Annotated in this window: 18 protein-coding genes; 2 read left to right on the top strand and 16 right to left on the bottom strand. The window is 63.9% G+C overall.

All coding sequences use genetic code 11. The annotated features are described in order from the left end of the window. Positions 1-33: 33 nt before the first annotated feature. The 14 genes from PUN51_RS04010 to PUN51_RS04075 form a co-directional block, all read right to left on the bottom strand. Positions 34-1,038 (bottom strand): PfkB family carbohydrate kinase, encoded by a 1,005-nt coding sequence (locus PUN51_RS04010; protein ID WP_275180014.1) that lies wholly within the window; start codon positions 1,036-1,038, stop codon positions 34-36. A 91-nt stretch (positions 1,039-1,129) separates the two neighbouring features. Next, positions 1,130-2,554, bottom strand: coding sequence for a glycoside hydrolase family 32 protein (locus tag PUN51_RS04015; RefSeq protein ID WP_275180015.1), 1,425 nt, complete (start codon positions 2,552-2,554; stop codon positions 1,130-1,132). A 320-nt stretch (positions 2,555-2,874) separates the two neighbouring features. After that, positions 2,875-3,945, bottom strand: a complete 1,071-nt coding sequence (locus PUN51_RS04020) for an ABC transporter ATP-binding protein (RefSeq protein WP_275180016.1) — start codon at positions 3,943-3,945, stop codon at positions 2,875-2,877. After that, on the bottom strand, positions 3,942-4,889 hold the full coding sequence (locus tag PUN51_RS04025) for an ABC transporter ATP-binding protein (protein WP_275180017.1): 948 nt from the start codon (positions 4,887-4,889) through the stop codon (positions 3,942-3,944). Before PUN51_RS04025 ends, PUN51_RS04020 begins: the two co-directional genes overlap by 4 nt. Then, positions 4,886-5,812 (bottom strand): ABC transporter permease, encoded by a 927-nt coding sequence (locus PUN51_RS04030; RefSeq protein ID WP_275180018.1) that lies wholly within the window; start codon positions 5,810-5,812, stop codon positions 4,886-4,888. Before PUN51_RS04030 ends, PUN51_RS04025 begins: the two co-directional genes overlap by 4 nt. Before the next feature lie 32 nt (positions 5,813-5,844). Continuing rightward, a complete protein-coding gene (locus PUN51_RS04035) occupies positions 5,845-6,822 on the bottom strand; it encodes an ABC transporter permease (RefSeq protein ID WP_224025977.1) in 978 nt (325 codons plus the stop codon). Positions 6,823-6,914: 92 nt separating this feature from the next. Beyond that, positions 6,915-8,585, bottom strand: a complete 1,671-nt coding sequence (locus PUN51_RS04040) for an ABC transporter substrate-binding protein (RefSeq protein WP_275180019.1) — start codon at positions 8,583-8,585, stop codon at positions 6,915-6,917. A 78-nt stretch (positions 8,586-8,663) separates the two neighbouring features. Continuing rightward, a complete protein-coding gene (locus PUN51_RS04045) occupies positions 8,664-9,677 on the bottom strand; it encodes a LacI family DNA-binding transcriptional regulator (protein WP_275180020.1) in 1,014 nt (337 codons plus the stop codon). Between the two features lie 248 nt (positions 9,678-9,925). Continuing rightward, complete coding sequence (locus PUN51_RS04050) at positions 9,926-10,924, bottom strand: aldo/keto reductase family protein (protein ID WP_275180021.1); 999 nt, start codon at positions 10,922-10,924, stop codon at positions 9,926-9,928. Then, positions 10,924-12,432, bottom strand: coding sequence for a glycoside hydrolase family 32 protein (locus PUN51_RS04055; protein ID WP_275180022.1), 1,509 nt, complete (start codon positions 12,430-12,432; stop codon positions 10,924-10,926). The genes PUN51_RS04050 and PUN51_RS04055 overlap by 1 nt, the downstream gene beginning before the upstream one ends. Positions 12,433-13,016: 584 nt before the next feature. Next, positions 13,017-14,150, bottom strand: coding sequence for an alkaline phosphatase family protein (locus tag PUN51_RS04060; RefSeq protein ID WP_275180023.1), 1,134 nt, complete (start codon positions 14,148-14,150; stop codon positions 13,017-13,019). Beyond that, positions 14,147-15,415, bottom strand: coding sequence for an alkaline phosphatase family protein (locus tag PUN51_RS04065; RefSeq protein WP_275180024.1), 1,269 nt, complete (start codon positions 15,413-15,415; stop codon positions 14,147-14,149). Before PUN51_RS04065 ends, PUN51_RS04060 begins: the two co-directional genes overlap by 4 nt. Before the next feature lie 209 nt (positions 15,416-15,624). Then, a complete protein-coding gene (locus PUN51_RS04070) occupies positions 15,625-16,044 on the bottom strand; it encodes a hypothetical protein (protein WP_275180025.1) in 420 nt (139 codons plus the stop codon). Positions 16,045-16,847: 803 nt separating this feature from the next. Beyond that, positions 16,848-17,021 (bottom strand): CsbD family protein, encoded by a 174-nt coding sequence (locus PUN51_RS04075; RefSeq protein ID WP_159633138.1) that lies wholly within the window; start codon positions 17,019-17,021, stop codon positions 16,848-16,850. Positions 17,022-17,274: 253 nt separating this feature from the next. On the opposite strand from PUN51_RS04075, the gene PUN51_RS04080 reads away from it, so the two are divergent. Beyond that, positions 17,275-18,837 carry a CehA/McbA family metallohydrolase gene (locus PUN51_RS04080; RefSeq protein WP_275180026.1) on the top strand — a complete coding sequence of 521 codons (1,563 nt, stop codon included), beginning with the start codon at positions 17,275-17,277 and terminating at the stop codon, positions 18,835-18,837. 81 nt (positions 18,838-18,918) lie between these two features. Here the strand turns inward: PUN51_RS04080 and PUN51_RS04085 are convergent, their stop codons facing one another. Continuing rightward, on the bottom strand, positions 18,919-19,242 hold the full coding sequence (locus tag PUN51_RS04085; RefSeq protein WP_275180027.1) for a hypothetical protein: 324 nt from the start codon (positions 19,240-19,242) through the stop codon (positions 18,919-18,921). 231 nt (positions 19,243-19,473) lie between these two features. Between PUN51_RS04085 and PUN51_RS04090 the strand changes: the two genes are divergently transcribed. Next, complete coding sequence (locus PUN51_RS04090; protein ID WP_275180028.1) at positions 19,474-20,250, top strand: helix-turn-helix transcriptional regulator; 777 nt, start codon at positions 19,474-19,476, stop codon at positions 20,248-20,250. A 24-nt stretch (positions 20,251-20,274) separates the two neighbouring features. On the opposite strand, the gene PUN51_RS04095 is transcribed toward PUN51_RS04090, so the two are convergent. Further along, complete coding sequence (locus PUN51_RS04095) at positions 20,275-22,251, bottom strand: amino acid transporter (RefSeq protein ID WP_275180029.1); 1,977 nt, start codon at positions 22,249-22,251, stop codon at positions 20,275-20,277. Between the last annotated feature and the right edge of the window lie 53 nt (positions 22,252-22,304).

Below are 22,304 nucleotides of genomic sequence, written 5' to 3' on the forward strand. Positions count from 1 at the left end.
AGTGCCCCTCTTCACCTTTCGGGTCGAAGCATGTCAGGGCACAGAAGCCACTACAGGAGTGCTCTGGTGGGTTTGTTCTGTTGCGGGTCTCGATGTTGCGGAGTCCGGTGCTTCGACTGCACCTTTCAGTTCGTCCAAAGTCGGCGGGTTGGCTCCGGCCCGCTGTACGGTGATGGCCGCCGCTGTGGCTGCAGTGCGTCCCAGCTGCTCCAGGACAGCAGGGGCGAAGCCTTCAGTTCCCCGGGTGAGGAGACCAAGGATGAGCGCGGCCATGTAGGAGTCCCCAGCGCCAATGGTGTCCACGACCGAGGTCCTCACCGCAGGGATTGTGACGCCTGCGGCAGCGGAGGTGAATTGGGACCCTTCGGCCCCTTTTGTTATGACCGCCAGGCCGGTGCCGAGCCGGAGGATATGGTCGGCGATTTCCTCAAGGGTCTTGTTGGGATAGAGCCAGTGGGCGTCTTCGTCGCTGAGTTTCACGACGCCGGTCAGGGATACGAGTTCTTCGAAAATCCCTTTCGCTTCTGCATGGCTGCCCAGCAACGAGGGACGGATGTTCGGATCGTAGGTCACGGTGCACTGTGCGTGGGCTTGTTCCATCAGGGCTTTGACCACGCCCGCCCCCGGGTCCAGGAAGGTGGCTATGGAACCCGTGTGGAGGATTTTCGGCAAGTAGGCAGGCGTTGCTGGTGGCAGTTCCCAGTGGATGTCGAAGTCGTACTCCGCGGAGCCGTCAGACCCAAGGATTGCTGCGGCCGTTGCCGTGCGCGCGAGAAGCTTTGATCCCGGCAGGAGAGTCACTCCTGCCCGGTGTAGGTGCCCTTCTATCAGTGTGCCGCGTGCATCCGGGGCGATGGCCGTCAGCAGCCCGGTGGCGACGCCCAAAAGCCCTAGGCCGTAGGCGACGTTGGCCGGCGATCCACCGGGATGCTCAACCTGGCCGTCCGGAGTGGTGACCACGTCGACGAGTGCTTCGCCGACGACCAGGACGTCCAGGAAGCGTTGGGTGTCATGGGGAGTTGTTTTGGGGTTTGCCATGATCTTCTCTCCGGCAGGTGATGGTAGGGGAGCGGGCAGGCCATTCGGCGGCTGATGGCAGGACGGCCTGCCCGCAGCGTTTTGCGTTGGGTTATGACAGCGCGCTGATTTCGTTGATCGTGAGGTTGCCGAAGGTGGCAGTTCCCTCGTGTGCGTAAAGACGGATGCCATTGTCGCCGTCAAGGGGGAACACCCGGTGTGAGTGCACTACCCGTCCGTCTCCTACGAACAGTTCGACGCTTGTCCGGTCAACGAGGATACGGAGCGTTAGGCGCCCTGCCGAGGGGTCGAAGGGCGTCTGGCTTTCCCCGCCGGTTGGGTTGATGGTGGGTCGCCGGTTCACGTACACGAAGGGGCCGCGGAGGAATGCGCCGGCTGCGACGTGCCGGCCCCCGCCGGCTGCACGGCAGATCTCAAGGCCAACGTTGGCGGGCGGGCTGGCCGGATCCCACCTCAGCTCACAGTTCAGGTCATAGCCCAGTGAGTTGATATCGAGGTCCCGGGTGCCGGTGACAGTGACGTCACCAAGGCGGTGGCTTTGCTTAACGTGGTCGCTCAGGCCGGCTGTCGGGGCTGAGACGAGGTGGTAGCTGGTACCTTCCTTCTTCAGCCGGACATCGCGCACGATCATGTCGTCGCCGTTGTACGCGTCAGTCGCCAGGGTCGGGGTGTTGTGGGGGTAGTCCCAGAAGTTCGCCCATCCGAGCGCCCGGCGCAGGGTGGCATCCTCTGCTCCGGAGGTGTCGTGGTGGGGGTAGGTGACTGCTCCGTAGAAGTCATAGCCGTAGTCCAGCCATTCCGGCTCGGCCTGGTCGGGAACAAACGAGGTGCCGTTGAATGACCCAATCCAGTATGCGTAGGTTGCGGGCAGGCCGCGGCCTTTGCCGTTGGCGCTCGTGCCGAGGACCCAGTGCGAAGTACCGTCGTCGGCGGTCATTTGAAAAAGGTCGGGGCACTCAAGCAGCCCCAGATCAGTGCGGATGAACTCGCCGACCCGCTGCCAGGAGCGCAGGTTGGGGGATGTGTAGAAGCCGAGCTTCTGCCCTTCGGCGTTGACCATGAACCACTGACCCCGGTCGGCGTCCCAGATCACTTTCGGGTCGCGGAAGTCCTGTACTCCGGGGTTGGGCAGGACCGGGGCCGGGTCACCGGGCTGGAACGAGCGCCCACGGTCCGTGGAGTACCAGAGGTATTGGGCCTGGCGGCCTTGGGGCGCCTGCGTTACGAGGGCGATCACGGCGTTCTCGCCGTATCCGGCAGTGTTTCGTTCGTCGATGACAAGGCATCCTGACCAGCAGTCGCCGTTGTCGTTGCTGAATTTTGGAATGGCGACGCCGCGGTCGCGGAAGGAGACGTGGTCGGTGGTGGTCGCGCGGCGCCACGATGTGCCTCCACCACCCTGCAGGTAATCGCCGTTGTAGAGGTAGTAGTAGTGGTATTCGCCATCGATGTAGATGGGCCGCTGAGGGTCGTTTTTCCAGTTGTCGGGGACGCTGAAGTGATAAGTCGGGCGCATGCGGGTTGGTCCTTTAAAGGGCGGCTTGGCCGGAGTGGCGCTTGGGGTCTCTGGTGGTGCTGCTCCTGCCGGCTGGGCCAGGGAGGCGGAGAGTGCGAGCGATCCTGTGAAGGCAACCGCTCCACTTCCGGTGAGGAGGGCACGCCGGGAGACAGGGGGTAAATTTTGCATGGGTTCCCTTTCGGTAGACAGCTTCGGTGCTGCTACAGCATGGATATTGATGTTTTCGGGCAGCGCAGGGCGGTGCTGCTGTCGTATTCGATGTACCGTGCACCTGCCAGGACAGACGGGACGGGTGGCCTGTTTGTGACACAGGAACTTCAGGTTGCAGGCTGCGGTTCCGTTGAAAGTGCGTGGCCGCCGCCGGCGCCTGGCCGGTACAGGTGGCAGCGGACCCAGTGGCGGTCCAGCGGATCGCCCACCTGGTGCCGGACGGGTTCCTCGGCTGAGCAGCGCTGATCCGGATCGCCTTCGAAGGCGCAGGTGGTGGAAGCCATGACAGCCTGCCGGAGCCGGGCGCGGTGAAGGGGGTCGTAGGAGCCGGCACGGGCCGGATCCGGAACAGCCGAGACCAGCAATTGGGTGTAGGGGTGGGCCGGGTTGGCCAGCAGGTCCAGGGATTCGCCCTCTTCCACGATTTCGCCGGCGAACATGACAGCCGTCCGGTCCGCGAGGTACCGGGCTGAGGCGAGGTCATGGGTGATGTAGAGCATGGAAATGCCCTGTTCATCGCGTAGTTTCCGCGTCAGGTTCAGCACGCCGATGCGGACCGATACGTCCAGCATGGACGTTGGTTCGTCGGCCAGGATGACTTGAGGTTCGACGGCGAGCGCGCGTGCGATGGCGATCCGTTGACGTTGCCCGCCTGAGAGTTCGTGGGGGTAGGAGTTGAGCATGTCAGCCTGCAGCCCGACGGTGGTCATGAGCTCCTCGAGACGATGCCGGGTCTGCTCTTCGGTTCCGCGCCGGCCGGAGCCGCCTTTGCCGTGAATCACGAGTGACCGTCGCAGGAAGTGCTCGACCCGGTGTACGGGGTTGAGGGAGCCGAAGGGGTCCTGGAAGACCATCTGAAGCCGGGAGCGGAACGTGCGTGAGGCCAGGAAGCGGTCGCGTTTGAGGACGTCGACGCCGTCGAGCAGTATGGCGCCTTCGCTGGGTTTCTCAAGCCTCGCGACACAGCGGGCCAGGGTGCTTTTGCCGGAACCTGATTCCCCGACGAGTGCCACGATTTCTCCGCGGCCGATGGTGAGGTCTACATGGTGCAGTGCCCGGACGGTCTGGCTGGAGAACAGGCCGCCGGTGTGGAATGACTTTCCCAGTCCGCGCACCTCCAGAGCCGGGGTCCGGGTGGAAACATCCGGCCGTGTTGGGGAGTGGACGGTGTGGCTCATTGTGCTGCTCCTTCAAAGACGGCGGCTTCGGCGTCAAACGGTGCCACGAAGTGGCCCGGCGCAATTTCGGTAAGGTCCGGGATGTTCCGGAACTTCACGCCTTCGGGCAGGCCCTTGAGCGGGACCCGCGGGCCCGTGAGCGGCGGGAAAGCGCCCATGAGGGCCTGGGTGTAGGGGTGGCCGGGTGTGGTGTAGATGTCCTGGGCTTTGGCGGTCTCCACGATGCGGCCGCCGTACATGACGGCCATGCGGTGGGAGAGTTCCACCATCAGGGACATGTCGTGGGTGATGAACAGGACGGAGAAGCCCAGTTCGCGCTGGAGGTCCTTGATCTGCGCCATGATCTCCTGTTGCACCACCACATCCAGCGCGGTGGTTGGCTCGTCCAGAATCAGAAGTGACGGCTTGAGTGCCACGGCCATGGCGATGACGGCCCGCTGCCGCATCCCGCCGGAAAGTTGATGCGGGTACGACTTGAGGCGGGCGGGATCGATTCTGACCAGTTCCAGCAGCTGTGCAGCGCGTCGAAGGGATTCCTGGCGCGAGTAACCGGCGTGCGTGGTGAAAATGTCGGCCATCTGCTCCCCGATGGTCAGCACCGGGTTCAGCGAATTCATGGCTGACTGGAACACCATGGCAACGTCCTGCCAGCGAAAACGGCGCAACTCGTCCTGGCTCATCGCCAGCACGTTCCTGCCTCCGAAGGAGATGCTGCCGGCAGCGATCTTCGCCGGGTCCTTGAGCAGCCGCATGATTGAGTTGGCGATGGTCGACTTTCCACAACCCGATTCGCCGGCCAGCCCGAACACCTCGCCGGCACCGATGCTGAAGGAGACGTTGTCCACGGCCGTGGTCGAGCGGGTGTCTCCGATGTACTTGACGGTGAGGTTCTTGACGTCGAGGACTGGTTCGTGGGAGCCGAAGGAGGTCTGGGAGACGGTCACTGTGCCGCGCTCCTTTCGGTGGGTGCGGGTTTGCGGATCTTCCGCAGCCGCGGGTTGGTTACTTCGTCGACTGCGTAGTTGATGAGTGCCAGGGCGAATGCCACCAGGGCGATGCAGAGGCCGGAGGGGACGAAGACCCACCAGCTTCCGGTGAGCAGGGCGCCTTCGTTTCCGGCCCAGAAGAGGTTGTTGCCCCAGGAGACGGTGCTGACATCACCCAGTCCAAGGAATTCGAGGCCGGCTTGGGCCCCGATGCCGTAGATGACGCAGGCGAGCAGTGTTCCCATCACGATCGATGCCATGTTCGGCAGGATTTCGCGGAACATGATCCGTCCGGCTCGCTCGCCGGACACAACGGCGGCAGCCACGAAGTCCTTGGAACGGATGGACAGGGCCTGTGACCGGAGAACGCGAGCCGAGCCGGCCCATCCGGTGACGGTGAGTACCAGGATCACGGTGCCCAGTCCCGGGGGCAGGAAGGCGGCCAGGATGACGAGCAGCGGCAGGCCGGGAAGGAGGAGGAAGACGTTGGTCAGCAGCGACAGTGTTTCGTCGACGAATTTCCCGAAATAGGCCGATGCCAGCCCGACGAGGATACCGACGAAGGTTGACGCAAAGCCGACGGTAAGGCCCACGAACAGGGAACTCCGGGCGCCGTGGACGGTCAGGGCGAGCACGTCCTGGCCCTTGGCGGTGGTTCCGAGCCAGTGCTCGCCGTCCGGTTCCAGTGAGGCCATGCCGGTGATCCGGGAGGGGTCGCCTGGGAACAGCATGGGCGCGGCCAGCGCCAGGACGATGAAGACGAGCATGATGGCCATGCCGGTCATGGCCTTCTTGTTGGTGGTGAGTCCGTGGATGAAGCCGCGGTTGGTTTTGCGGGCAGCTTTTGCTTCGGTTGGCTGCTGGAGGATAACGCTGGTCATGGTCGGTCCCTTGGTTACGGGGTACGCAGTGCTCAGTTGCTGCGCACGCGGGGGTCGAGGCGGACGTAGAGGATGTCCACCAGGAAGTTCGCCAGCAGCACGGCGGCGGTGATGGTCAGGAACAGGCCCTGCATGAGTGGGTAGTCAAGGCCCTGGACGGCGTTGAGGAGTTGGTAGCCGACGCCGGGGTAGGCGAACACCACCTCGGTGAGAAGGGCCCCGCCCACGACGAAGCCCAGGCCCATGCCGAAGCTGGTGACGGACGGAAGCATCGCGTTCCGGGCGGCGTACCGGAGCATGATGCGGGCCGGGCGGAGGCCCTTGGCTTCGGCCATGGTGATGTAGTCCTCGGAGTTGGTGGCGATCATGGTGTTCCGCATGCCAAGCATCCAGCCACCGATGGAGACCAGCACGATGGTCAGCGCCGGGAGTACGAGGTGGGCGGCGACGTCTCCGAGGAACTCAGTGGTGAACGCCGGCTCCAGGCCGTCCGTGAACGCGTGCCGGATCGGGAACCAGCCCAACACCACGCCGAACAGGTACAGCGCGCCCATCGCAAGCCAGAAGTATGGAAACGAACCGATGAAGACCAGCACGGGAGGCAGGGCTGAATCGACCGCGCCGCCGCGGCGCCACGCTGCCAGGATGCCCAGCAGGTTACCGACGACGGCGGCAATCACCAGGGCGGTCCCGCCGAGCAGCAGGGTCCAGCCGATCTGGGACGAGATGACCTCGGTGACCGGTGTGGGGAACCGTGAAATCGATACCCCCATCTGCCCGGTGAGGATGTTCTGGAGGTAGCCGGCGTACTGTTCCCAGATGGGCCGGTCGTCGACGCCGAGCAACTTGCGCAGGGCCTCAATCTGTTCGGGCTGCATTCGGTCCTGGGAGCGGGCGAACATTCGGGAGACGGGGTCCCCGGGCATGAAGCGGGGGAGCAGGAAATTCAGGGTGATGGATGCCCAGAAGGCGATCAGGTAGAAACCCAGGCGGCGCAGGATGAAGCGCACGGTTTCCCTCCAATTCGGGAGTGGTGAAGTGTGGGGGCTGGCCGCCGGATAGTCCGGCGGCCAGCGGTGTCGCGCGGTGGGCGGCCAGGCCCTTACTTGCGCGGTTCCAGGCTGGTCAGCACCAGAACCGTGGTGGGTGCGCGAACCGAGAGGGTGGCGTAGGGGTTGTCCTGGGTGGGCCAGCCAATGAAGCGGGTGTCGTTGTAGGCACCCCACTCCGGGCCGGAGAAGAGCGGCACCAGCGGTGCGGCGTCGTTGTACTCTTCCTGCAGCTTGTTGGCAATATCCTTCTGCTTGGACTGGTCCGTGGCGGTAGCGAACTCCGTCAGCAGGGCATCGGCTTTGGGGTCGCCGAAACGGTGGTAGTTGTCGAACGTCTTGGTACCCACCGGCTTCACCGTGGAGGAGCCCATGGAGGTGTTGAAGTACTTGTACGGGCTGGGGTCGTTGGCGCTCCAGACGATGCCGGAGTCAAAGTCACCGGTTTCGTAGCCTGACACAACAGCGGCCCAGTCCGGGGAGTCCACTTTCGCGGTCACACCGACTTCTGCCAGGTTCTGGGAGATCACGTTCGCAACCGAGAGCCAGTCGGACGAGCTTGAACCCACGGAGATCTTGAACTCGAACGGCTTGCCGTCCTTGAGCGTGCGCTTGCCGTCGGCGCCCTTGGCGTAGCCCGCCTTGTCCAGCAGCTCATTGGCTTTCTGGACGTCGTGGTTGGTCCAGGTGCAGTTGTCCTTGACCTGGGTGTTCTTCCAGGTCTCGTAGTTGCCGGAGAGCCCGGTGCAGTCGGCCGGCTGGGCGTAGCCGCTCATGCCGATCTTGGTGACCTGGTCCCGGTCCACGGCCATGCTCAGCGCCTTGCGGACGTCCACGTCGTTGAACGGCGCCCTGGTGGTGTTCAGCTGCCAGTTGATCATGGCGCCCGTGGGCGGGAACCAGTAGTGCCGGTGGTCCTTGTCCTTTGAGACGAAGGTCTTCCCGATGTTCGGAATGTACTGCGGAGCCCAGTCCACGTCGCCGTTGGCTGCGGCGAGGTTGGCCCCGTCGTTCCCGGCGAAGGCGAGCATCTTGATGCCGGCGATCTTCTGTTTCTCCGGCTGCCAGTAGTTGGGGTTCTTCTTCAGCACGAAGGACTGGGCCTGGAAGCTGTCCACCTCGGTGTACGGCCCGGTGCCTACCGGTTTGGCGTTGGCCTCCTTCTCCGGATCGGCCAGTGCGGACCAGATGTGTTTGGGCAGGATGCTGAGTTGGCCGACGTCGTAGAGTGCGGGGGACCAGGGCTTGTTGAAGTTGAACGTGACCTTGTTGCCTTGTGCCGTGACGCCGTCGAGGTACTCGTAGCCGCCCTTCAGCTTCTTCTGAAGCTCGAACGTGTACGCGACGTCGTCGGCAACGAACGGCTGGCCGTCGGACCACTTCACACCATCACGCAAGGTGAAGGTGATGGATTTGCCGTCGTCCGCGGCCTTCCAGTCGGTGGCCAGCCACGGCACGGTGTCTCCCTTGGCGGGGTTGAAGATGAGGAGTGACTCGTAAATGGACTGCTGGACCATGGGGTTGACGGTTGGTGCGAACGGGTTGAAGTTCTGCACGAACGTGCCCATGTCTTCGCGGGGGATGGTGAGGAACGCGCCGGCGTTGGCTGCGGCGTCGGTGCCGGCGGGCTTGTTGCCCGTGGCAGAGCAGCCGGTCAGCATCGCGCCTACGGCCAGTCCGGCCGCGGCAATGCGGGCAGACGTGAAGAACCTGGTTTGTGTCATGATGGGTTATCTCTTCCTGTCTTCATCAGCAAGGTGAAGGGTGGGTGGGGGATTTGCTCTTCGACGTTGATTTCGCGGTCAGACCGAAGAGCGTTCTAGCAGCGGACAGTCGACCAACTGCTGGCCGGCAGGGATCGGCTGTCCTGCTGTAAGGGCGGCAAGCGTCTGGACTCCCAGAGCGCCCATCTTTTCGAACGGCAACGCAACCGTGGTCAGCTTGGGCCTGAGGTAGGCCGCGATGAGTTCCTGGTTGTCGAAGCCGATCACGGCGATGTCACCGGGGATGGCCAGGCCACGTTCTTTTATGGCGTCGTAAGCGCCCATGGCCATGCGGTCATTGAGGCAAAAAAGTGCGGTTGGCCTCTCCTTGGCCGGGTACCGGTCAAGGATTTGGCAGGCAGCGTCGTAGCCGCCGTCTGCCGTTGCATACCCGGCCACCACCAGCTCCGGATCGAGCTCAAGGCCTGCGTCGGCCAGGGATTCCCGGACCCCCTGCAGACGCCCGACAGCTGCAGGGATGCCCGGGTCCAGGTTGATCACACCGATCCTGGTGTGGCCGGCCTGGAGGAGGCGTTCGATGGCCACCCGTCCGCCGGCCCTTTCGTCGGGGACGATCGAGGGCAGCTTTCCGTCCAGGTCGAAACAGTTGACGAGCACCGTGGGCACTTCGTGCGCGCTTGGGGGCACATGTACACCGCGGTGGTGCGTTGCCGCGTACAGCAGGCCTTCCACCCGCTGCTCCAGCAACTTCTCAACGGCAGCCTCCTCCATTCCTTGGTTGGGGCCGGCCGTATCGCCCTGGTCCGACGGGGCAATAAGGAGGAATCGATGGTCGATCCAGGCCTGGTCCTGGGCGCCTTTGATGATGTCCACTGCGAAGGGTGCGGTCACGATCTCTGTGACAATCCCGTACCAGTCGCTGCGCTGGGATGCCAACGCCCTGGCCCCGGCATTTGGACGGTAGCCCAAGGCCTGGACGGCGTCGGCGATCCGGGTCCGCGTCTCTTCCGAGATGCTGGCGTTTTCGCGGTTGCTCAGCACGAATGAGACAGCCGTCCGGGAGACTCCGGCATGCTTGGCGACGTCACTCATGGTGACACCACGCTGCCGTGCAGCAACGGGTTTGCTTGAGGAGGCGTTTTTCGCCATTGAATGCTCCAGTGGTCTTCATTGAGCCGGGTAGTGCCAGTTCTGCCGGGAGGACATCTGTCCTGCCCGATTGCAAGTAACTCGCGTTACCTTGCGCGTGTGATCCAAGTTACCCGCGTTACTAAGGGGTGTCAATAGCCGCTGGTGGGCGCGGACATCCCCAGCCGTCTTCCGGCCGGGACGTGTGGCGGTTAGGGACGGTTCTTGAAGGACTCGACCTTCCCCGGGTCTCTTTCGACCACCGGGCCGAGGATCTCATCGATCATCACGAGCAGTTCCGGGTCAAGCTTGACTCCTGCAGCCTGGACGTTGTCGACGAGTTGCCCGGGCCGGGATGCTCCCACGATGGCTGCCGAGACATTGGGGTTCTGCAGTACCCATGCGACAGCGAAGGCTGCCATCGACAGTCCGGTCTCTTCGGCCAGGGGTTTCAGTTGCTGGACACGGGTGAGGATGTCCTCGCTGAGAAAGCGGTGGTCGTTTTTCAGGCCGCCGTTGTCGGCGCGGAAGCGGGAACCCTGTGGGGCCGCGGCGCCGGGAGCGTACTTGCCGGTGAGGACTCCCTGGGCGAGCGGAGACCAACAGATCTGGCTTATGCCCAGCTGCTCGCTCAGTGGAATGATTTCCTGTTCGATGACGCGCCAGAGCATGGAATACTGCGGCTGGTTGGAGATGAGCTGGATGCCAAGTTCGTTGGCCAGGGCGGCGCCCGACCGTAGCTCGTCCGTCGTCCACTCTGAGACTCCGATATAGTGCGCTTTCCCGGCCCGGACGATATCGGCAAAGGCCTGCATGGTCTCTTCCAGCGGGGTCTCGTAGTCGTACCTGTGGGCCTGGTAGAGGTCGACGTAGTCGGTTTGGAGACGGCGCAGCGATGAGTTGATGGACTCCATGAGGTGTTTTCTTGACAGGCCGCGGTCGTTCCGGCCGTCCCCCGTAGGGAAGTAGGCCTTGGTGAAGATCTCGACGCTTTCACGGCGGGTCCCTTTGAGCGCCTCGCCCAACGCTTGCTCGGCCCGGGTTCCGGCATAGGCATCGGCGGTGTCGAAGGTGGTGATGCCCAAATCCAGTGCTTGCTTGACGCACTGCGTCGCTGCATCCTGGTCAATCTGCTCACCGTGTGTGAACCAGTTTCCGTACGCGATTTCGCTGATGTATAGGCCGGAGGATCCCAGCTTGCGGTGTTCCATCAGGCTTTTTCCTTTCCTAAATCGATGAGTTGGAGCGCAGCGTCGGCCGTGCCACCAGTGGAGTACAGGGTGAGGGATGTCTGGGCACGGTCAGGGAAGATCAGTTCAGTCACGGTGGCGAGCCCATCGTTGGCGAAAATTTCCACGGAGCAGTGGTCAACGAAGATCTGGAGCGCGTAACTGCCGTCCTGCCGGGCGGCAATCGGAGCGAGGCTGGTGGAGGGGAAAGCTTCGTGAAAGCCGGTGTCCCCGGAGCGGGTACGGTCCACGATGAGTTCTCCGCTGCGGGGCCGGATCCCGATCCGCGTCCCGGCCGTGCCGTCGGCTGAACCCCTGACAACAAGGCCGAACTCCTCGGCACCGCCCGGCGTAAAGATGATGTCAATGGCCTGTACTGCTGCGCCGCCCTCGACTGCTGCCTGGCCGTTTATGGTTAGCCACTGCAAGGGGCCGGACTCCGACGTTGCTTTTACTTCCGGCGCGGGTTGCTGAACGAGCCTGGGTTGACCGTTCACGGAAACAAGGGAAATGTCCCTGACCAGGCTCATGGGACTGCGCCAGGGAGCGGTGGGAATGTGGTTGGCATACTGCCAGTTGTTCATCCAGCCGATCATCAACCGCCGGCCTTTTGGAACGTTGCTGAACGAGACGGCTGCATAGTAGTCCCGGCCCCAGTCAAGCCACTGGTAGTCGGGTACGCGCTCCGGATCCTGCATACCCTCGGTGAGGCTTGTCTCGGAGCGGAACGTGGCGCCGTCGAACTCTCCCACGAAATACTGGCCTGCCGACCCGCCGTTCGGGCCTCCGGGGTTCATGTTCACCGTCAGGACCCATTTCCTGACCGAGGTGTCACCGTTCAGCGGCAGCTCGAAGAGGTCCGGGCACTCCCAGATCCCGCCGGTGCCGTTTGCAGGGCCGAAGGTGCTGAGGTATTCCCAGTTCTTGAGGTCTTCCGAGCGGTAAAGCAGGACAGTGAAGTCATGTGCTTCGACGGCCACCATGACCCAGTAGCTGCCGGCGGGGCCGTTATAGCGGAAGACTTTTGGGTCCCGGAATTCCGGTGAGTTCCTGGTGAGGACCGGGTTGCCGGCATACTTCGTCCAGGCGTAGCCGCCGTCAGTGCTCCATGCAATGGACTGGGCCTGGGTGCCCTGATGGGGGGAACCCGGTTTGTATGCACTAGTGTAAATGGCCACCAAGGGGGCTTTTCCGTCTGCGCCGAATCCACTGGTGTTGCCGGTGTCCACCACGACGCTGCCGGAGAAGATTTCCTCGGTTTCATCGCAGGGGATTGCTACCGGTTGTTCCTCCCAGCTGACCAGGTCTGCTGAGGTGGCATGGCCCCACGACATGTTGCTGTGAACGTTTCCGTAGGGGTTGTTCTGGTAATAGAGATGGTAGACGCCCTCGTGGAAGACCAGTCCGTTGGGATCGTTAAGCCATGTGTTCCTGGCAGCGTAGTGGATGGCCGGCCGGTAGGTGTCGAGGGTCGGGGTGACGCTGTTCATTGTTCTCGTTTGATGGCCGTGTGCGCGGTCCGCAGTGCCATGGAGAGGCCGTGGGTTGGCATGAAGATGCTGCCCTGACCCGGACAGGCGGCGCCTGGGCCGGCCTGAAGAATCGGGTTTTGTGTCATGATGGAATATCTCTTTCCTGTCTTCATCAGCAAGGTGAAGGGTGGGTGGGGGATGTGCTCTTCGACGTTGATTTCGCGGTCAGACTGAAGAGCGTTTTAGCGGCGGACAGTCGACCAACTGCTGGCCGGCAGTGGTCGACTGTCCTGCTGTCAGGGCGGCGTCCACCAGGTGCCACGTTCTGGAAGGCGCTCACCGTCATATCTCCGGAGGTGGCTAAACGGCGTCCTTCGACGACGCCGCATTTCCCGCCGCCGCCATTGAACCGTCACCTTTACTTCTTGAGAAAACGCGCCCTCTCCCGGGAGGGCTTGTGGCCCAACCCCTTTAGGTAACACGCGTTACTGCGGTGTGATCCAAGTTACCCGCGTTACCCGTCGGTTGTCAAAGAGCGCCAGGGTCTGGAGCGCGCCCGGCGATGCTGCTATCCGGGGTCGGCGGCCGGAGCCCTGTGCGCGTCAGACCTTTGCGTTGTAGACGTCAAGTCCGAACCGGTTGAGTCCGGGCGTTCCGGCGTACCCCAGGTACGGCAGGCCGAATGTGTCCTCGATGCTGGCCAGCAGGCTGTAGTGGTTGTAGGGGGTGGTGGACCATGTCCCGCCCTTGGTGAACGGAGACAGCACCAGGGCTCCCACCCTGCCGCCGCCCATCCCTGTGATGCCGGGCAGCGCAGCGTTCGGTCCGGGACCTTCCCCGCAGCAGGCGCTCGCGTCCGACTGCGGCCCGTCGGACTCGTCGAAGGTAATGACCAGGACGCCGTCCTGCTTGAACGCGGGGGAGGACGTGATGGCCGGAACCCACTGCTTGAGCCATTCGTCGGCGCTCGCAAGCCCGCCCGGATGTCCGTCAACGCAGGGGGAATCGTGCCCGTCGTGGCACAGGTTGGGGGTGATCATCGACAGGTTGGGCGTGGTGGCAGCGGAGGCGAGGTCGGTTGCTAAGGCGGTCAGGTCGACGTCGTTCGCGGCGCAGTCGGGCGATCCGGTGATCCCCGCGAAGTACACGAACGGGTTGTGCCGCGCCGCATACTGGTCGCCCACCCGCGCCTTCTGCGTATCATCGACGGCGCCCAGGGCAGGGTGCCGGCAGGGAGAGCCCATGTCCTCCATGTAGCCCTTCCAGGTTTTGCCGGCCGCTTTCAGCTGACCGGCGACGGTGGGAACGCCAGTGGGGAAGACGCACCCGTCACCGACGGCCTGGCCGGGGCTCGCGGTGCCGGCGCCCACGAACGGCGTGTAGGTCTGGCAGTCGGCCTGCATCTGGGCGTTGGGGCCCTGCCCGGAAATCTGGGCAACATAGTTGGGCTGGGAGTTGTGCGCTGTGCCGTAGTACTGGTTCAGCAGGACGCCCTGGCTGCGCAGGGTCTGGGAGAGGTAGGGAGCGGCCGACGCCGGGCCCCACGTTTCGTCGTAGCCCTTGTTTTCGAGGTTGATCACGAAGACGTGGTTGGCTCCTGGCAGGTAGCCCTGGCTTGGTGTCGACGCAGTGGGGGCGCTGATGGCGGCGGCGGGGTTGAGGGTGGCCGCAGTTCCGGCGAGGGCGGCGGCAAGCACGGCCATGGCGGCCAGGGCGGGGCGGAGTTTGATTTTCACGGGAGCTTCCATCCGTCAGCAAGTGCTTTTTCTTTCAGGCCGGACCATTCCTCGGCCGGAGGCGGGCCCACCGGGGTGCAGGCAGGGCCGGCCACAAAGGGCGGGACCAGATACGTGGGGGCGGCAAGGTTTGCGGGCGTTCCGAAGTCCAGGACCTCGGCAATATTGCGTGCGGCCTGGTCCCGGGGCGTCAGGGGAGGCAGGTTCCAGCGCCACTCGATGGCCTTGAGGACCGAGGTGTGGTCGTAGACGTCGTGCGCAACGTATCGGCGGCGTGCGCGGGGTGAGACCACCAAGGAGGGAACACGGAATCCGCGCAACGCTGTTTCCGGGCTGGTGTCCGGTGCCGTCGCCGGGGGCACGTGGTCATAGAAACCGCCCCATTCGTCGTAATTGACCACAAGCATGGTGTTCGCCCAGCCTGGGCCGGACGTGACCGCGTTGTAGACCTCGGCGAGGAACGTTTCGCCGGAGCGGATGTCCGCGTGCGGATGGTCGTCGCCGGAGGTTCCTGAGCCTTCGTCCGTGAAGCGCGGGTCAACAAAAGAGACGGAAGGCAGAGCGCCCGCGGAGCAGTCCGCAAGGAACTCCGCGTACTGGCGGGAGATGCCCTGGTACTTGGTTCCCCACAGTGCCGTGAATGGGATGTCGCCGTAGTAGTACTTGCCTGAAACACCTGCCGCGGCCAGCCGGTCCCAAATGGTGGGAAGGGTGGAGGTGGTGGAGGAGTTGTGGATCCTGTCCGTGGCCGCAGCGTGTTGGTAGAAGCGGTTCGGGTACGTTTCGGCCATGGTGGCGGCGAAGTATCGGTCGCAGACAGTCCAGTCCGGTCCGGCCTGGCGCCAGAAGTCCAGATCCGGCGCGCTGTAGTAACCCACGGCGAACTCGTCGTTCTCACCCGCCCGCAGCCAACCGTCGTTTCTGCCGCCGTTGTACTGGATCCGGCCGCCCTCGTAGGAGTGGTCCGGGTCCGGATGGCCGCAGCCTTGAAAGTCGGTCAAATGGTAGGTGGAGTGGGGGATGCCGTAGCGGTCGGTGTAGCTGAGGCCGGACTGCGTGCCGTCAGCACCGGGCAGCCAGCCCAGGAAGTGGTCGAAGGAGCGGTTTTCCATCATCACGACGACGATGTGCTCGATGCCCGAGTCGCCGGGCGCCGGAAGCGTGGACGGTGCGGCGGCGGCCGGCCGGAAGGCGCTGCCGGCGGCCAAGGTGGTCGCGGCAGCGGTTCCTGCGGCGCCAAGGAAGTGGCGTCTGGAGAGGTTCACGTCTGGTTCCTTGCAGGTGAGGAGGACGGCGACGCGGGCACGCCCCCCGCCCTGGGCCGGTCGCCGGACCTGAAGTTACTGGTCGGTAAGATTTTGCGCTCACCAGTAGATCACGGCTTGTCACGGTCTTGGCTCCGAACCGGGGCTGTTCATGGAAAGTTCACTGGAGGTTCTGCGGGGGCGGACTGGTCCGTCCCTGGAGCCAGTCCTCAGTCACGCTCCATCTGAATGGTGATTTCGTAGGAATCTGAGCCTTCGGGAGACTCCTCGATGCACAGTGACTCCCGGCTTGTTCCACCAGTTCCGGTCCTGATGCAACCCACGTACCGTCCCAGGGCGGCGTCGCCCGTTCCGGACGTCATGCCGAACCTGCTTGCCGCAGATTCAAGGCTGACCTTGTGGGCCACGGTCCACCGTGCGCTCAGCCGCAAACAGGATGTGTCGATGGAGAGACACCCGGGATCAACCTTGGGGTCGTGGCGGGAGACCTCCACCCAATCATTCTCCGGTAGGTTGTCCGCGCGGGCCCTCATGGCACTCGCCTTCTCCTCCTGGGAGCCGCCGCCACCGTTGATCTCCTGGCCCAGCGCCGAGCATCCCGCGAAGACGAGAATGCACAGCAGGGCCACTGCCAGCGCGATACCGCCGAGGATCCATCCAAGCCGGCTTTTCTTTTTCGGCGGAGGCCCCGGCCAGCCTGGCTGCGGGTATCCGTACGGCTGGTGCTGATACTGGACCCGCGGAGAATGGCGCGGCTGGGGAGGGTGGGCTGGCTGCTGCTGGCCGTCATTCACTTCGGAGCCCCAGTGAGGACCGGCCCCGGCCGCCGGAAGAGGAAGCCAGCCTTGTGCGAGGCGGCCGAGCTCCCGTACCGTCCAGATGCCTGCCTTCGGCAAAGAACCACGCGTCCCCCAGTGTGTTGATCTTCCGGCAATCCTACGCGGGCAGGCTCAACTGTTGGCCAGTACTGACCTGACCCGGACGAGTGGCTCCGGGATCAGCCATTGAACGGCACTGGAGATTGATGCAACTGTGGAGCTCCGGTGATTAGTCCGGGTGGCCCGCTGGCTGGTCATCGTCCTGATTAAAGGGCGGCGCGTGAGGTCCGCGCTGCCGCCGCCTCAGCTTTTTGGGCTTCCGGACCCCCAACGCCATTGCCTGCCCGGGTTCGCGACCGCCGTCGGGCCTTCGCCAAAGACACCAGCAAGATCACTACGGTACCCATCCAGGCAAATCCGGTGAGGAACACCAGGCCGATCGACACTAAGGGGTGCATAGCCAGAGCATAGGACCACGCGGCCGGGACATCCGGGCGAAACTCCGCATGATTGGCGCCGGGATTTGCGCGGGCAGGCACCGGTGGTTGGCGTCCCGGCGATGGACACAAAAAAGGCGCGCCCCGTTCGCTGAGCGCGCCTTTCCCTTGATCCGGTCAGTGCTTGAAAGCATCCTTGACCTTTTCCCCGGCCTGCTTCAAGTCACCCTTGGCCTGGTCTGCCTGGCCTTCGGCCCGCAGGCTCTCATCGCCGCTGGCTGCGCCTGCAGCTTCCTTGGCCTTGCCGCCTGCCTTCTCGGCAGCATTATCGATCTTGTCACCCAGTCCCATGGTCTTACCTCCTGTGGTGTGGCAGCCGTTCGCATTCGGCTGCATCCATAGTAAGCATGCTTAGGTTCCCAATTTCAAGTGTTGTCGCTGCTTTGCCCGCTTCCCGGATGCCCCCGGCTGGCGAAAGCGGCTGCAGGCCAGGTCCCATTCGAGGGCCGGTAACTGCTATGCGGCTCCCAATTAATCATCGTGGTTCAGATGGTGTTTGCCATCACGTCGCTTCCCGTTCGGTCCGCATCGTGAGACTCGGGCGGTGAGTTCACCATGTAAAGCCCACGAGGCTGAAAGTGTTTTCCTGTCCCCCTCCCGCCGTGGATTCCTTGCCGCCGCACTGGCCGGTGCTGCCGTGACCCTGGCCCCGATGTCCTTTGCCGCTGCCGACTCGGGCAGCAGCAGGACCAAGACCATCACCGGCCACTTGGATCCCGGTGCCGCGGACTTTGTGTACCTGCCGGTCGAGGTCCCCGCCGGCGTTAACAAGATCAGCGTGTCCTACAGCTACAGCAAACCCACAGTTACCCCCGGACTGTTGTCCAACGCCTGCGACATCGGCGTCTTCGACGAGAAGGGCACCGATCTTGCCGGGAAGGGTTTCCGCGGCTGGTCCGGCGGCTTCCGCACCGAATTCTTCATCAGCGCCGCTGAAGCAACCCCTGGCTACCTGCCCGGACCGGTGGGCAAAGGCACCTGGAATATTGCCCTGGGCCCTTATCAGGTGGCCGAACAGGGCATGGACTACACCGTCAATGTCACCCTTGAGTACGGGCCCGACGCTACCCCGTTCCGTCCCCAGTACCCGCCCAAGCAGGCCAGGGGCCGTGGCCCCGCCTGGTACCGCGGTGACGCCCATCTGCACACCATTTACTCGGATGGCAAGCGCACGCCGGCGGAGGTGGCCGCCGGCGCGAGGGCAGCGAAACTCGACTTCATGATCAGCACCGACCACAACACTCCCGCCTCCCACGGCGTATGGGGTCCGCTGGCCGGCGACGACCTGCTCATCCTCACCGGTGAGGAAGTTACCACCCGCAACGGTCATTACCTCGCCCTTGGGATCGAGCCGGGAGACTGGATCGACTGGCGCTACCGCGCCCGCGACAAGGGCTTCGAGCAGGAGGCCCAGCACATCCACGCCTCCGGTGGCCTGCTCGTCCCCGCCCACCCGTACTGCCCCTATGTCGCATGCCGCTGGAAATTCGGCTACGACGCCGCGGACGCGGTTGAAGTCTGGACCGGTCCATGGACCGCGGACGATGAGTACGCCATCAACACGTGGGACTCCATGCTCGCCAGTTCGGTGCGCACCGGCGGCCGCTGGGTCCCTGCGATGGGCAACAGCGACGCACACAGCGAGCCGCAGGTCATCGGCCTGCCGCATAACGTCGTTAACGCCGCAGCGCTTTCCCACGACGCCATCCTGGACGGCATCCGCAACGGCCGCAGCTGGATTGCCGAGTCCGCCGGCATCTCCCTGGACTTCACCGTGTCCGCAGCCGGCCGGAAGGCAGGAGTGGGGGAGCGGCTCGACGTCAAAGCCGATGCCCCGGTGACAGTCAGCATCGACGTCAGTGGTGTCCCCAACGGTGTCATCCGGATCATCACTGATGAAGGGCAGACCCAGCAGGTGACGCTCCCGGCCTCCGGCCAGGGCACCCACACCTGGATCACCACCGCCCAGCTCTCCGCCTACGTGCGGGCCGAGGTGCGCCATCCCATGGCCGACGGCACGGCGAGCAACGGGACCAATATGGGGACGACGCTGCTGCTGGGTCCAATGGCCGCATTGACCAACCCGATCTTCCTCGGCGCCAAATAGGGGTCGATTGACGGAAAAAGGCCCAGGGGCCGGCTCCTGCGAGGGACCGGCCCCGGGACCTTCTTCAGCTGTTGGGCTCCGTCACTGCCGCGCCGGGACCGACGTCCTGAGGCTGTCGGTATTGGACGTAAGGTAATTGTGCACCTCATGGAAAGTCAGTTTCGGGGGTGCCGCAAAGCCCAATTCCATGCTGAGAGGTCCGATCTTTTCCTGGGCGAAGGTGTCGAACTGCTCACGGCTCTCCCAGACGTCGGTGACTTGGAATCCTTTATCCGTAGCCGTGGCCCAATGGGATATCGAACCTGCGGGACCGGGACCGCCTGGGGTCAAGCCCATTTTCTTGTTGATCTCGTCATATTGTTCAAGCGTCGACCCGTCGAACTCCATGATGATTGCGACTGCCATGATCTTCTCCTTCTTGGGTCGGGTCCGTTTCTTGCAGACGCGCGGGTGGATGGCCTGCCACGTCCGGCAAGGCGAATATAGAACCCCTTGCATGCGGCTTACATACGCAATTCTGCGCATAGCGGGTGCGGACCAAATGGGGTAGCCCCTACAACTGGCAAACCCTTGAATGTGCTGAATTCCGGCCCCTAGCCTTGGAAGACGAACCATTCGTTTTTGGTGGGCAGAAGAATGGATGCTGTTGGTGACCTTGCCGGCGAGCTCGTCCGGCTGCCGGACCGCGGGACTTATCTGAAAGCGGCGAGCGAGCTCCTGTCGAAGCTTTTCCCCTGCGATGGGCTGGCATGGAATGAGCTGGATATGCAGCAGGTCCGGGCGGAGGTCTACGCCCGCCCCGGGAACCACCCGTTCGGTGATCTTGCCCGAAAACTGCTTGAATTCCGAAACGACCATCCGCTCGTCACAAGCGCCTTAGGCGACTCCATGGCCGGCGTGTGGCGCCCGCGGCGCCTCAGCGACATTGTTTCCGACCGGGAGTTCCACGAATCGAGGCTTTATCGTGAAGGCTTCCGGGAGATGCGGATTAACCGTCAATTGTCGCTACGGACGGCACTGGCGGGCCCGGGAATATTGCACAGTTGGGTCATGAACCGCTGGAATCATGATTTCAGCGACAGGGAAATGGTCCTTGCCAGGGAAATCCAGCCAATGCTGTGCCTCCTCGACACGGCCTATTCACAGCCGCCGCCTACTGCAACGAACAATCCGTGGCCTGCCGACGGGTTCGGTCTGACAGACCGCGAGGCAGAAATCCTGGCGCTTGTGGCGCAAGGCCTTAAAAGCACAGCTGTCGGCCACCTTCTGGGAATCAGCCCGCGGACGGTATCCAAACACCTGGAACACTCCTACTCGAAGCTCAGGTGCACCAACCGCGTGGACGCCGTCAGGCTGTTTACAGCGGCCCCCAGCCGTGCCCCGGGTACCGGTAACTTCAGCGTCCCGGCGTGAGCCGCGCATCCTCCGTTGCACCGGTCAACCCACATGGATGCCGGGCCTGGCCGCCTTGTCAGGTTCCGTCTCGCGGAGGATTTCCCGGACCAGCGGAGGCGTATCGCCCTGGCCAAGGAACAGGTAGCGCATGAGGTGGTTGACCGGGCTGCCCTCAGACCATTCGAAGTAGCACTGCGGCATGACCCCGGTCGAGTCCCGGAGGGCCAGCAGGACTGCTGCGATGGCGTTCGGCACGGCGGGGGACTTCACGCGGAGGACCCGGTAGCCGTCAACCTCGATGCCCTCGACCCGCAGCGTGTGGCTGAATTCCGAGGGGTCGGATATTTCAACTTCCAGGAAGATGACGTCGGCGGGGCCGGGGACGGGGTTCAGCCCGCGCTGCTCGAACTCCTTCTCCGCGTACTCCGTCCCGTCCCCGGTCTGGCGTTTGTTCGCGATGATGTGGAGTTCCCGGTCGTACGCGATGGAATCGGTAATGAACTGGCGGGCGGCTTGGTCGAATTCGATGGTGTCGACCCGCAGTTCGGTGGTCCGGGTAACGCGGGACACGAGGGAGACGGCGATGATGCCGCCGATGAAGAACGCGGAGATAAGGAGGCCGTCCGGCTTTTCGATGACGTTGTCGGCCAAGGCGTACAGCAGGATCAGGGTCAGTGCAGTGAAGCCCACGGCGCTGGCCCGGCTGCGACGCCGGATGGCCGAGACGGTGACGGCGACCGCCCCCGAGACCATCATGGCCAGGATCCCTGTGGCGTAGGCGCCGGCCTGGGCGTTCACGTCCGCCTTGAAGGCTATCGTGATGCCGATGCTCACCACGGTGTAGACCAGCACAACAGGCCTGACAGCGCGGCCCCACTCGGGCGCCATGCCATAGGCGGGCAGGTAGCGGGGCACGATGTTGATGAGCCCGGCCATTGCAGACGCGCCGGCGAACCAGAGGATCAAGGCGCTGGAGATGTCATAGACGGTGCCGAATCCGGCGCCGAAGAGTTCGTGGGCCAGAAATGCCAGGGCCCGTCCATTGGCTTGGCCGCCGTCCTGGAACTCGCTGGGCGGGATCATAACGGTGGTCAGGAAGCTGGTGGACATGAGGTAGACGCTCATGATCAGTGCAGCGGTGGTGAGCAGCTTGCGGGTATTCCTGACCCGGGAAGCCATGACGTCGTCCGGCGTGCTTCCGGAGGCCTTGATCAGCGGCATCATGGACACCCCGGTTTCGAACCCTGACAGGCCCAGGACCAGCAGCGGGAAGGCGATGATGGCCGGGCTGACCAGCCCCATCGGGCCGCCGCCACTGGAGAGCAGCCGGTCGGTCCAGCCCGCCACCAGGGACGGGTCGGCCGCGAGGTGGATGAATCCGGCCACCACGACGGCGGCGTTGAGCAGCAGGTAGATGGCAACCAGCGGGATGGCGACCCCGACGGCTTCATTGAATCCCAGCAGGAAGACTCCACCCAAAATCAGCAGCAGGACCACCGTGATGATCACTGCTCCGCCCTTGAGGGCTTCGGGCATCAACGGGTTTTCCAGCAGGTGGACTGAGGCGTCGGCGCCCGAGAGCGTGATGGTGATGATCCACGAGGTTGCCACAAAGCCCAGGAGCAGCAGGACGAAAAACTTGCCGCGCCAGAATGGCAACAGCTTCTCCAGCATGGCCACCGATCCTTGACCGTGCGGGCTTTCCTGGGCGACCCTGCGGTACATGGGCAGCATACCCAGCAGTGTCAGGGCCACGATCAGCAGGGTGGCCAGCGGCGACAGCGCCCCGGCGGCCAGGGCCGCGATGCCGGGCAGATAGGACAGTGTGGAGAAATAGTCGACGCCGGTCAGGCACATGACCTTCCACCAGGCGTTGGGCTTGTGGTCCTCCTCGGCCTCCGGGCCGGTGGGAGCCACCTGGTTGGCGAGCAGCCAGCGCACCAGGGGACTGCGGTCCGGGCCAGGTTCCTGCTTGAGGTCAACATGCGCGGGGACGACGTGGTCAGAAGGGGTTGTCATCGGGTTCTTCCGTTGGGGTCTGGAACCACGGGCCCGAAGCGGAGCCCATGAAA

This window comes from Arthrobacter sp. NQ4, from assembly GCF_029077345.1.
Classification (GTDB): domain Bacteria; phylum Actinomycetota; class Actinomycetes; order Actinomycetales; family Micrococcaceae; genus Arthrobacter.